Below are 12235 nucleotides of genomic sequence, written 5' to 3'. Positions count from 1 at the left end.
ATGGCCGCCAAAACCAGTACTGCGCAGTCCGGTGCCTCCGCTTCCGTGCTGTTCGACCAGCCTGGCCCCAAGGGGCGTCGCCTCATCACCGTTCTCAACTGGATCGCCGGCATCATCGTTGCCATCGTTGTGGTGCTGATCCTGATGCGTTTGCACAATCCGCCGGATGGCGAAAACCAGCTGAGCTGGGAATTGTGGAAGCCGGCGCTTGAGAGCGAGGCTTGGACTGATTTCTATTTGCCGGGACTGCTGATGACTGTGCAGGCCACGGTGCTTGCGGTGATCGGTTCGGTGGCGTTCGGCCTGGTGTTCGGCATCGGACGACTGCTGCCCAACGCGCTGCTGCGCGTTATCGCCGGAGCGGTGGTGGAATTCTGCCGTGCTGTGCCCGTGCTGCTGCTGATGATCTTTTTCTGGCGTTGGTTCGCTTTCGCCGGATTGTCCAACGCCAGCTATTGGGCCGTGGTGTTGGCATTGGTGCTATACAACGGTTCGGTGGTGGCCGAACTTGTGCGTTCGGGCGTGGGCAATCTGCCCGGTGGCCAGCGTGAGGCTTCGCTGGCCTTGGGCCTGACCGAAACGCAATCGCTGATGCAGATCGAAGTGCCGCAGGCCATTGTGGCCATGCTGCCTGCCGCCGTGACCCAGCTGGTTGTGGTGTTGAAGGATACCGCTTTGGGCTCGATCATCATGTACACCGATTTGCTGCAGGAATCACGCCGACTGGGGTCGATGTACTTCAACATCCTGCAGACGCTGGTTGTGGCCGGCGTGGTGTATTTCATCGCGTGCTGGCTGCTGTCGAGGCTCGCTGAATGGCTGCCTTCGCGCATGCAGCAGCACACTGCGGCACCCGCCGAACTGGAGCCGATTGCGCCGATTGCAGCCGGTGATGCGTCGAATGTGAATCAGATCGCTGTGGCGCGTGAGGTGGAGGAGCGTCCGTTGCGTGGCACACCGAGGCAATATCATGTGCATCATCGTGGCACCAATGCGTCGATCCACAACTGGCGGCGCACCAAATACGAGCAGGGCTACGAACCCACTCAGCCCGATTCGCAGGTCGATCCGGAAACCAAGCGTAAGTCACGTATGTCGTCGGAGACTGGAAAATCGCAGAACTGACGGGCTTTAGCAACAGTGGGCCTGTTCCATGGCAGTGGTATTGCCGTGGGGCAGGTCCGCTGTCGTATTGGTTCAACGATCATCGCGCAAACGCCTACACTGGTGAGATATGACCAACAGCAAGGACGCCAGCAAGGACGCGCAAGACAAAACTGGTAAACCAAATAAGCCAGACAAGATTGGCAAGCCAGACAAAATCGATAAGCTGGGCAAGACCGGCAAATTAGGTAAGCTTGGTAAACCGGATAGGCCAGATAAGCCGGATAAACCCAGCAAAAAGACCTCCCGTGCCATTGACAAGGCACTGGATAAGGCCGAAGAAGGACTGGCCAAGCTGGATTCCATCCACCAGATCGGCTCTCACGCCACCGGCCATGAGCGTTTGGCACAGGCTGCCAAATCCAGCGCACTGCTGAGTTCGGTGTGGTCCGCACCGCCGGCCGAACGTCTGCGCTATAACCCTGAGCCCACCACTCACACTGCCGACAGGCCGATTGCCTGGACCTTGGACACTATTCACGGCGGTGAAACCCCAGGCTTCCACGGCGACAAGTCAGACGGCGAACGTTTCATCCATATCAGCTCCACGGAAATTTCCCGCTACCAGCGCCTGTTGTATGCCAACGGCACACATTCGGCTACTTCCACACGTCCGGCCGATGCTGATAACGACGCGGCAGCTGCCGATGGTGCAAGTCCTCGCAGCAACAACCGCTTGTTGATTGTGTTGCAAGGTATGGATGCCTCCGGCAAAGGCGGTATCGTCAAACATGTATTTCGCCAAGGCAATCCCATGGGCATCCACTATCACGGTTTCGGCGCGCCCAGCGAAGAAGAGGCGAGCCATGATTTTCTGTGGCGTATCAAACGTGAACTTCCTCAAGCCGGGTGGATTGGCGTCTTCGACCGTTCGCATTACGAGGATGTGGTGATGCCGCAGGTGTGGGGGACCGCCCCGGAGCGCGTGTGGCGTGCCCGCTACGATCGCATCAACGAATTTGAAGCGAAACTGGCAGCAAGCGGCTGCTCAATCATCAAAATATTCCTGGTTATCAGCCCTGAGGAACAGCGCCGACACTTTTTGAGCCGTCTGGACGACCCCACCAAGCGTTGGAAATTCGCCATGAGCGATCTGGATGCGCGCGAGAGATGGGACGATTATATGACCGCATGGTCACGCACCTTCGCCCTGACCTCCACGAACGAAGCACCTTGGTATCTGGTACCCGCCGATAATCGCTGGTATTCCAGGGCCGTGGTCTCCGAACTGCTGCGCACCACGTTGGCCGGTCTGGGGTTGCAATGGCCGCCGCTCGCCGCCGACGTGGATTTGCAACAGGTACGTCGGCGGCTGGGAGACTGGCTGAACGACTAGGCTGGGCGATTAGTCAGAGCGATTAGTCGCCGACGCGATAGTCGTGGAAAACCACTTCGCCGGATTCCTGCGTGGCATCCAGATCGACGATGCCTTCGATGGCCCAATCATGATCGCCATCGGAATCGTCGATAATCTGGCGTACCTTCCACGTGTGCTCGTCGCGTTCGTGCGAATCGTCAAGCATGAACAGCTGGGGGGAGCGGGCCTTGGCATCGATACCCACATACTCGTGGACGTCGTAGTAGTCGTCGAGCACATCCTCCCATTCGTGCACGCCGTAACCCCAATCCTTGTCGAGCGCGCCGAGTGCTTCGGGATCGTCCTGATCCATCAATTGGATGCGTCGGAACATTGCGTTGCGAATCAGCACCGTAAGTCCTCGGCGATCCTCCACCACCTGATCGCGGCGACCGGGGGCGGCCAGATTCGCAGCTTCCTCAGCCGCGGCATCGGATTGTCCGCCGGCGTTCTCCCACTCGTCCACCAGTGAGGAGTCGATGGAGCGCACCAGCACGCGCAGCCAGGCGATGATATCCTCCAACTGCTCGTCGCGTTTTTCGGGCGGCACCGTGCGGGCCAACGAACGATAGGCATCCGACAGGTAGCGCAGCAGCGTGCCTTCGGAGCGGGCGATATTGTAGCGGGAAATATAGCCGGTGAAATCGGAAGCCGTCTCCACCATGTCGCGCACCACCGATTTCGGGCTCAGCCAATAGTCATTGGCCCACGGCACATCGTGACGATACTGGTCGAAGGCGGCGTCGAGCATATCCTCCAAAGGCTTGGGATAGGTGATCTCCTGCAAACGATCCATTCGCTCGTCATATTCCACGCCATCGGCCTTCATATCTGCCATGGCCTTGTCCCTAGCCTGCCGCTCCTGGGCGCGCAGCACCTGCTTGGGATCCTCCAGCGTGGCCTCCACCATCGAAATCACATCCAACGCATAGGTGGGGGATTCGGGGTCGAGCAGTTCGAGCGCGGCCAGCAGGAACGGCGACAGCGGTTGGTCGAGCGCGAAATCGTCGGGCATATCCAACGTCATGAAATAATCCTTGCCACCGTCGCGACGGTCCTCGGTTTCGATCACTTCGGTGTCGAACAGCGTCTGGAAAATCTCGTCGGCGCGCTGGTGCAGATGCTCCTTCTGCTCCGGTGTCTGCGCGGAATCATCAATCAGCTCATCCACGCGGCGGCGGGCGTCACCACCCTGGGCCACCTCGTTCAGCACCATCGAATGCGTGATCTTCAAATGCGGCACCAAAGTTTCGGGGTCGGCATCAATCAGCTTGTCGAACGTGCCCTCGTTCCACGTCACGAATCCTTCGGGTGCCTTCTTGCGCTTGATCTTCTTGAGCTTCTTCGGATCGCCGCCCGCCTTGGCCACGGCCTTGGCGTTTTCGATCTCGTATTCCGGTGCCTCGGCAATCGTCAGGCCTTCGGTGTCGAAGCCCATGCGGCCGGCGCGGCCGGCAATCTGGTGGAATTCACGGGCGCGCAGGCGACGCATTTTGGTGCCGTCGAACTTGGTCAGCGCCGTCAACACCACGGAATGGATCGGCACATTGATGCCCACGCCCAACGTGTCGGTGCCGCAGATCACCGGCAGCAAACCCTGCTGGGCGAGCTGTTCGACCAGGCGACGGTAGCGCGGCAGCATGCCGGCATGATGGATGCCCACGCCACAACGCAGCAGACGCTGCAGAATCTTGCCGAACGCGGTGGTGAACTTCACACCCTTAATCGCCTCGGCGATGGCCTGACGCTGCTCCTTGCTGGACACTCCGGTGCTAGACAGCGCCTGAGCGGTTTCCAAGGCCGCATCCTGCGAGAAATGCACCACATAAATCGGCGTTTCACCGCGGTTGAACGCCAACTCCACCGTGCGCTCCAACGGATCGAGCGTATATTCGTAGCTCAACGGCACCGGACGCGGCGCGTCGGCGATCACATCCACATCGGGCGTATCGTTCAAATCGGCAAGCTTGTCGGCAATCGCATCCACATTGCCCAACGTGGCGCTCATCAGCAGGAATTGCGTTTGCGGCAAGGTCAGCAGCGGCACCTGCCAGGCCCAGCCGCGCTCGGGGTCGCCGTAATAATGGAATTCATCCATCGCCACCAACCCCACGTCGGCGTGCACGCCCTCGCGCAGCGCCTGGTTGGCGAGGATTTCGGCGGTGCAGCAGATAATCGGCGCGTCCGCGTTGATATGGCTGTCGCCGGTGATCATACCCACATTGTCACGCCCGAACACTTCAACCAAATCGAAGAATTTCTCGGACACCAATGCCTTGATCGGTGCGGTGTAATAGGAGCGGCGGCCGGTGCACAACGCTGCGAAATGCATGCCAAGCGCCACCAGCGATTTACCTGAGCCGGTGGGCGTGTTCAAAATCACGTGGTCGCCGGCAAGAATATCCATAATGGCCTCTTCTTGGTGAGGCCACGGTTCGATGCCTTTGACATCGCTTACCCAGCCGAAAAAGCGTTCGTAAATATCGTCAGCCGTGAGGTTGCGTGCACGTCGGCCGTTACGGTCATCGTGGCCGTCGCGGTTGCTGTCATCGTAGTCATCCCAGGCGGGGGCCAGTGCGCCCAAAGATCCATAGTCCTTCTCGTCAGTCATGCCTCTCAGTCTAGCCGCAAGTCACAAGGTGCAAGATATCGGCGTATCTGCGGGTTTTGATAGGGGCCGCTGTCACGACCTATCGAATATCGGCGTATTCGCGGGGTTGTGATTTGACGGCTCTGTCACTGCCTCGGAATTGTGCCGGTATTTGTTGGGTTGTGATTGGGCGGTTCTATCATCACCTCGGAATTATGCCGGTATCTGTGAGTTGTGATTGGCTGTGGTTGTCACAGGTTGGCAAATACGTGTGTATCTGTGGGGTTGTGATTGATAGGGGTTATCACAGGACGGCAAATACAGGTGTTGTTCCGGGGCAGTGACAAAGGGCGATTATCACAGGTGCAAAATATGCCGGTATTTATGGAGTAGTGATAGAACGCATGTTCGAAATTCGGGTAAGTGGGCGGTAGTATAGGGGATTATGAGCGAACAGGATCTTTTTGGGGCGTCGGATGCACCGGATACGATGACCCGTCCGCTGGCTGTGCGCATGAGGCCGCGCACCCTTGACGAAGTCATCGGTCAACGACACGTCTTGGGCGAAGGCAGCCCGTTGCGTCGTCTCGCCAATCCGGCCAGCAAAGGCAGCCTGACCGCGCCAAGCTCCATCATCCTTTTCGGGCCTCCCGGCGTCGGCAAAACCACACTCGCCACCATCGTGGCCAGCCAGTCCGGCCGCACATTCGAGGAACTATCCGCCGTAACCAGCGGTGTCAAGGATGTGCGCGACGTGCTCGCGCGTGCCCACGAACGTCTGGTGGCACGAGGCCAGGAAACCGTGCTGTTCATCGACGAGGTGCACCGTTTCTCCAAATCTCAGCAGGACGCCCTGCTGCCGGCCGTCGAAAACCGTGACGTGACCTTTATCGGAGCGACTACCGAAAACCCCAGCTTTTCAGTAATCAAACCGCTGCTGTCCCGGTCGGTGGTGGTTAAACTCGAATCACTTGAGCCGGATGAACTGACCGAACTGGTCACCCGTGCCCTTGACGACGATCGCGGGCTCAAAGGCGAAGTTAAAGCCAGTGATGCAGCCATTGCCGACATCGTGCGCATGGCAGGCGGTGACGCGCGCAAATCCCTGACCATTCTGGAAGCCGCGGCCGGTGCCGTGACCCACGACGAGCAACGTAAAAAAGGGGCGCGACGACCCATCATCACCCCGGAAATCGTGGCCAAGGTGATGGACACCGCCACCGTGCGCTATGACAAGGATGGCGACGATCACTACGATGTGATTTCCGCATTCATTAAATCCATGCGCGGCTCCGATCCGGACGCGGCCATTCATTATCTGGCGCGTATGCTGAAGGCCGGCGAGGATCCGCGCTTTATCGCCCGGCGCATTATGATCGCCGCCGCCGAAGAGGTCGGCATGGCAGCCCCGCAGATTTTGCAGGTCACTGTCGCTGCCGCTCAGGCCGTGGCGCTTATCGGTATGCCGGAGGCGCGCATCATATTGGCGGAAGCAACTATTGCAGTGGCCACCGCACCCAAATCCAACGCCAGTTATATGGCCATCAATGAGGCGCTCGCCGATGTGGATGCCGGCCGAATTGGTGCAGTGCCACTATATTTACGGAACGCTCCCACGAAGTTGATGAAGGAGTGGGGCAATCATGAGGGCTATCGGTATGCCCATGATTGGCCCGGTGCCGTGGCTCCGCAGGAATATCTGCCAGCTGAGCTGCGCGGCACCGAGTACTATCATCCCAACGATCGCGGCTACGAGCATGAAGTGAGCCAGCGGCTCGATAGAATCCGCCAGATTCTGCACTCGCAGGATATGTCGGGAACTAATTCATCGGGAAACTAGTTCGTCGTCAAATTCATCGGGAAACTAGTTCGTTGAAAAATTAGTCGATGATGGCGCTGACATAGTCGGCGGCAGCCTGCTCGAGCTCATCTTCGCTGATGGTGGAGGTGCCCTGCACAAGGAACGGCTTGACGTAGGTCATGCCAACCTTGTAAGCCACGACTTCGAACGGGCTGAGCAGTTCATCCATCGTGCGGCCATACTCGCCATCCTTGCGGTACTTGGCTGCTTCGGAACCTGTGGTGACCACCAGCTTGAGTTCCTTGCCCTCAAGCGCGTGACCGCCGCCGTAAGCCCAGCCGGCGGCGATGACCTGATCCTCCCACTCCTTGAGCAGGGCGGGGGAGGAGTACCAGTAGAACGGGAACTGCAGAATCACACGATCGGCGGCTTCCAGCAGCTCATGCTCTTTGGCAACGTCGATGGTGAAGTTCGGATTGGCGGCGTATTCGTCACGCACGATCACATCGGACTCGCCCTGCGCCTCAAGCGCGGCGAGCAGTCGGGCGTTGACGGTCGAACCGTCGGTAAGATGCGGATGAAATACAAGAACCAACGTAGACATGGCCTACCCCTTTCATAGGTAAAGAATTGCTACCAGCATATCGCCCGCCACTGTCGTGACGATGTTCGGCTGGGCGCTGAACTGGTTATGTATGTGGTGTATGTGTCACGAGTCGAGGTTCGACTGGGTGCCTGCGGTGGCAGCATTGGCGGTCTGCTCGGCCTGGGCCTGATCAAGCTTGGCGCGCACGTCGTTGAGCAGGCTTTGCGCACGCTTGGCCAGTGCTTCGCCAATTTCCCATTGACGCATCGACTGGTCGAGATTCAGGCCGCCGGCCTCCAGCGCCTGCACGGCTTGGATCAGCTTGTCACGCGCCTCTTCGTAGGGCATCTGTGCGATGACTTCGCGCTCCTTATCACTCAGAGAAGAAGCCGGAGTGGGCTGGGCGGCGGACTGGGACGTGGACTGAGCGGTGGTGGACTGGGGTGTGGTGTGTTCGGTCATGTGAGTTCAGCTTTCTGTGTAAGGTGCCCAGACTTGGTGCTGTGACAGTGGCAGTGGTTTGGGCATCGGTTGGTTGGATTGGATAACGACTGGTTGGATAATGACTGATGAGAAGACGACTGACTAGAAGGATTGGGTGGAACCGACTAGTCAGGCAAGGATGAGGTGGCTTGGGCGGTGACGCTGCCATGCCTGAGCGTGACGGTCAATTCGTCGCCGACGGCCACATGCGCGGCATCGTCGATCACATGCCCATCGGCGGATTGCACCACCGCGTAGCCGCGATCCAGCGTGGATTGAGGACTCAGTGCAGTCAGCGAGGCGTGCGTGCGCTCGATGGTGAGCTGCGCGTCGTCAACGATGCGGCGAAGACCGATGTCCAGCCTTCTGAGCGCATCATCCACGAAACGTTGATGCGGATCAAGCATCGTTAAAGGCTGGGTTAGGCTTGGGCGGTTCGCATAACCTTCGACCAAGCGGATTTCGTTGTCCACGCGCGAGCGGACGCGCAAGCGCATGCGCTCGATCGACCCTTCGATCAGCTGCATCTGCTCATTGACGTCCGGCACCACTCGCTTGGCGGCGTCCGTCGGGGTGGAGGCGCGCAGATCGGCGACCAGATCAAGCAACGTCCAATCGTCCTCATGCCCGATGGCGGAAACCAGCGGTGTGGCGCAAGCGTAGGCCGCGCGCACCACGCGTTCGTCGGAAAAGCCGATCAGATCCTCAAAGGAACCGCCGCCGCGCGCCACGATGATCACATCCACCTGTGGATCGGCGTCGAGCTGCCCGATGGCCTTTGTCACTTCGCTGGGGCACTGTTCGCCCTGCACATGCACATGCACCACCTTGAACGAGACGGCTGGCCAACGAAGGTTGACATTGGTGATCACATCGCCTTCGGCGCGGGCCTGCGGTGCGCAGATCAGCCCGATGCAGCGCGGGAACTGCGGCAGGGGCAGCTTGTGGTCGGCGTCGAACAGTCCCTCGCCCTTGAGCCGTTTGCGCAGTTCATCGATCATGGCCTTAAGACTGCCGCCGGCACCGACCCTGAAAATCGTGTCGCCGCGTAGCGACAGCGAAGTGCGCTTCATCCACAGATTCGGCTTACCATGGATCACCACCCGGTCGCCCTGCACGAACTGGCTGGCGGCGGCGGCAAACTGGCCGAAACCGTTGACCTCCATTGCGATGTCTTCAAAATCGTCGCGCAGCGTGATATAGGCGGAACCTGAGCGTCGCGTGTTGATCTGGGTGATTTGCCCGGTCACCCAGGCCGAAGGCCAACGTTCCACGGCACCGTAGAACTTTTGGCTCAACACACTTACCGGCCATGGGTTCTGCGCGGTGGTCAGCCCCGCGCGCTCGGGCAGTTGATTGATCGGGCGTGGCTCGGCTGGCAGGTCGATAACCGGCTGCCCGGCAGAGGGCGCGGCCATCTGCCCTGCACCACGGTTGGTGCTGAAACCGGCTGCCGCCAGTGACGCGGCACTCGGCTGCCGGGCACCGGAGTCGTATCCCATAGGTGTAGTCATATCTCCCCACTATAGGTGCGTCGGGCGATGGTAGTAGGATGCCGCAGGCGCCTTGCCCAAGCACTATGTCACGCGGTGAGGCCGTGCGATGGGCGACTCGCCGAGCCACGCCGAATGCCAATCGTTACGTTAATCACACACTTAGGGTTTCGGCGGAAAATAGCCGAAAAATACTACAATTAGTTCAACACGCCACCGTTGTCTACTAGATATAGGGGTGGGGTTGTCGTACAGTGCTATAGGTTCAAAAAGGACACGGATGTGATTCGCGGCTTTCGACGAGTTCGTAAGGTGCGAAAAATGCTTACAGAAAGGGGTGCCTGATGGCACAGATGATGGCGGAGGCGGTCAACGGAACCACGGTTGCGAGGAGCAACGTGGTGCTCGTTGAGAAGCGCGACGGCCGTGTGGTTGACTTCGATCCGATTAACATCATCTCCGCCGTCAAGTCCGCGTTCAAGGATCTCGATAAGGAGGTTGGCCCTGAAGAAGAGGCCATGATCCGTCGATTCGCCGATCAGGTTGAGGGCGAGATCAAGGAACGTTACAACGGCCCCGCAAAGATCGAGGATATTCAGACCCTGGTTGAGCATGCGCTGATTGACGCGCACCTATATGATGTGGCGCGCGCCTACACCAACTACCGTTTGGACAAGGACATCCAGCGTGCCAAGGCCACCGATGTGAACGAGGCCGTCTCGCGCTTCATTAACCACGATCCGACGCTGATTCACGAGAACGCCAACAAGGATTCCAATGTCTACGCCACCCAGCGTGACCTGTTGGCCGGTGCCGTGTCCAAGGCCGCCGCGTTCAACATGCTGCCCCCGGCCGTTTCCAACGCTCATATGAAGGGCGACATTCACTTCCACGATGCCGACTATTCGCCGTTCACGGCTCAGTCGAACTGCTCCCTGCCGAACTTCTGGGACATGTTGGCCAACGGTTTCACCTTGGGCAACGCGCCGATGGCCTCGCCGAAGTCCATCGCCATCGCTGCCACACAGATCACCCAGATTATGAAGGACGTGGCCTCCAGCCAGTATGGCGGCCAGACCGCCAACCGCGCCGATGAACATCTGGCCCAGTATGCGCGCAAGGATTACGAGAAGTTCCTCGAAGAGGCGCGCGAGACCATCCCGGACGGCATGCCGGTGGAATTCGCCCGCCGCCAGGTGGTCAACGCCAAGGCCAACGAGCCCTCCAAGCTGCATTTCGGCTCACGCAAGCCGTTGCCGATGGACACGCCGTTCCACACTGATGTCGACGATCTGGAGCAGGAGCGCGAGATTCTTGCCAAGATTCGCACGCGCAAGGCCATCTACGACGCCATGCAGACGATGGAGTACCAGATCAACTCCAATCGTGTGTCCAACGGCCAGACGCCGTTCGTAACCGTCGGCTTCGGCTTGGGTACTGACTGGTTCTCCCGTGAGATCCAGCGCGCGATCCTCCTGAACCGCATTCGTGGCCTGGGCAAGGAGCACCACACTCCGATCTTCCCGAAGCTGGTCTTCACGATCAAGCATGGCGTGAACGCCGACCCCGGCGACCCGAACTATGATCTGAAGCAGCTTGCCTTGGAATCCGCCACCAAGCGCATGTACCCGGACGTGGTGTTCTATGAGAACATCGTCAAGATCACCGGCTCTTTCAAGGCGCCGATGGGCTGCCGTTCCTTCCTGCAGGGCTGGATCAACCCCGAGACCGGCCAGGACGAAGAAGACGGTCGTATGAACCTTGGCGTGGTCACCGTGAACGTGCCGCGCATCGCCATCGAATCCCATGGTGACAAGGCTCGTTTCTGGAAGCTGTTCGAGGAGCGTATGGAGGTCGCCCACCAGGCGCTGCAGTTCCGCATCATGCGCTGCAAGGAGGCCACCCCAGTCAATGCTCCGACCCTGTTCCGCTTCGGTGCCTTCGGACGTCTCGGCGCGAACGACAACGTGGATCGTCTCTTCAGGAACGAGCGTGCCACTGTGTCCTTGGGCTATATCGGCCTGGCCGAAGCTACTGCTGTGTTCTATGGCAAGAACTGGATCCGCGATCACGGTTGGGATCCGGAAGGTAAGGAGTTCGCCCTGTCCATCGTTGAGCGCATGAGCGAGCTGTGCAAGCGTTGGAGCCGTGCCGAGGGCTACCACTATTCCGTGTACTCCACGCCGGCCGAATCCCTGACCGACCGCTTCAACCGTATGGATCGCGAGAAGTTCGGCCGCATCCCCGGCGTGACCGACCATGACTTCTACACCAACTCCTTCCACTACCCGGTGTGGCTGCAGCCCACCCCGATGGAGAAGCTCAACTACGAGAAGGACTTCCCGTACTACGCATCCGGCGGCTTCATCAACTACTGCGAGTACCCGTGCCTGCAGGACAACCCGAAGGCGCTCGAGGCAGTGTGGGACTACGCCTACAACATCGGCATCGGCTACCTAGGCACCAACACGCCGATCGACCATTGCTTCGTATGCGGCTTCCAGGGTGACTTCGAGCCCACCGACGAGGGCTTCAAGTGCCCCGAGTGCGGCAACTCCAACCCGGACAAGTGCAACGTGACCAAGCGCACTTGCGGCTACCTTGGCTCGCCTGTCGCCCGCCCGATGGTGCACGGTCGCCACGAGGAGATTGCCCACCGCGTCAAGCACATGAGCGGCTCCACCGGCAAGGTTGAACTGTCTGACGGCGAGACCCGCGAATGGTTCGAGGAGACCAAGTAAGCCGAAAGCAGTAGTGCATA

At 59.4% G+C, this 12235-nt stretch carries 8 protein-coding genes; 4 read left to right on the top strand and 4 right to left on the bottom strand.

The window, feature by feature from the left end:
• Together G1C95_RS04020 and G1C95_RS04015 are read left to right on the top strand one after the other, a co-directional pair.
• The gene (locus tag G1C95_RS04020; protein ID WP_169171671.1) at positions 1-1125 is read left to right on the top strand and encodes an amino acid ABC transporter permease; all 1125 of its coding nucleotides are present in this window, start codon (positions 1-3) and stop codon (positions 1123-1125) included.
• 109 nt (positions 1126-1234) lie between these two features.
• On the top strand, positions 1235-2500 hold the full coding sequence (locus G1C95_RS04015; protein WP_169171670.1) for a PPK2 family polyphosphate kinase: 1266 nt from the start codon (positions 1235-1237) through the stop codon (positions 2498-2500).
• Between the two features lie 22 nt (positions 2501-2522).
• Here G1C95_RS04015 and G1C95_RS04010 read toward each other — a convergent pair whose 3' ends face one another.
• Complete coding sequence (locus G1C95_RS04010; protein ID WP_169171669.1) at positions 2523-5132, bottom strand: DEAD/DEAH box helicase; 2610 nt, start codon at positions 5130-5132, stop codon at positions 2523-2525.
• 424 nt (positions 5133-5556) lie between these two features.
• On the opposite strand from G1C95_RS04010, the gene G1C95_RS04005 reads away from it, so the two are divergent.
• A complete protein-coding gene (locus tag G1C95_RS04005; RefSeq protein ID WP_169171668.1) occupies positions 5557-6951 on the top strand; it encodes a replication-associated recombination protein A in 1395 nt (464 codons plus the stop codon).
• 40 nt (positions 6952-6991) lie between these two features.
• Here the strand turns inward: G1C95_RS04005 and G1C95_RS04000 are convergent, their stop codons facing one another.
• From G1C95_RS04000 to xseA, 3 genes are all read right to left on the bottom strand, one after another.
• Positions 6992-7516, bottom strand: a complete 525-nt coding sequence (locus tag G1C95_RS04000) for an NAD(P)H-dependent oxidoreductase (RefSeq protein WP_169171667.1) — start codon at positions 7514-7516, stop codon at positions 6992-6994.
• A gap of 105 nt (positions 7517-7621) precedes the next feature.
• The gene (locus G1C95_RS03995; protein WP_240947413.1) at positions 7622-7960 is read right to left on the bottom strand and encodes an exodeoxyribonuclease VII small subunit; all 339 of its coding nucleotides are present in this window, start codon (positions 7958-7960) and stop codon (positions 7622-7624) included.
• A gap of 146 nt (positions 7961-8106) precedes the next feature.
• Positions 8107-9495 carry an exodeoxyribonuclease VII large subunit gene (gene xseA, locus G1C95_RS03990; RefSeq protein ID WP_240947412.1) on the bottom strand — a complete coding sequence of 463 codons (1389 nt, stop codon included), beginning with the start codon at positions 9493-9495 and terminating at the stop codon, positions 8107-8109.
• 323 nt (positions 9496-9818) lie between these two features.
• Here xseA and nrdD point away from each other — a divergent pair, with 323 nt between their 5' ends.
• The gene (gene nrdD / locus G1C95_RS03985; RefSeq protein ID WP_417852252.1) at positions 9819-12215 is read left to right on the top strand and encodes an anaerobic ribonucleoside-triphosphate reductase; all 2397 of its coding nucleotides are present in this window, start codon (positions 9819-9821) and stop codon (positions 12213-12215) included.
• Positions 12216-12235 lie beyond the last annotated feature (20 nt).

Origin of the sequence: Bifidobacterium oedipodis (assembly GCF_012932425.1) — a bacterium.
Classification (GTDB): Bacteria; Actinomycetota; Actinomycetes; order Actinomycetales; family Bifidobacteriaceae; genus Bifidobacterium; species Bifidobacterium oedipodis.
Note: the sequence above shows the minus strand (reverse complement) of the source record. Positions and strands in the feature narration are given on the sequence as shown.

Bases quoted from the DNA above. Each gene is read 5' to 3' on its own strand.
- G1C95_RS04020 (WP_169171671.1), top strand. From the start codon at position 1: ATGGCCGCCAAAACCAGTACTGCGCAGTCCGGTGCCTCCGCTTCCGTG.
- G1C95_RS04015 (WP_169171670.1), top strand. From the start codon at position 1,235: ATGACCAACAGCAAGGACGCCAGCAAGGACGCGCAAGACAAAACTGGT.
- G1C95_RS04010 (WP_169171669.1), bottom strand. From the start codon at position 5,132: ATGACTGACGAGAAGGACTATGGATCTTTGGGCGCACTGGCCCCCGCC.
- G1C95_RS04005 (WP_169171668.1), top strand. From the start codon at position 5,557: ATGAGCGAACAGGATCTTTTTGGGGCGTCGGATGCACCGGATACGATG.
- G1C95_RS04000 (WP_169171667.1), bottom strand. From the start codon at position 7,516: ATGTCTACGTTGGTTCTTGTATTTCATCCGCATCTTACCGACGGTTCG.
- G1C95_RS03995 (WP_240947413.1), bottom strand. From the start codon at position 7,960: ATGACCGAACACACCACACCCCAGTCCACCACCGCTCAGTCCACGTCC.
- xseA (WP_240947412.1), bottom strand. From the start codon at position 9,495: ATGACTACACCTATGGGATACGACTCCGGTGCCCGGCAGCCGAGTGCC.
- nrdD (WP_417852252.1), top strand. From the start codon at position 9,819: ATGGCACAGATGATGGCGGAGGCGGTCAACGGAACCACGGTTGCGAGG.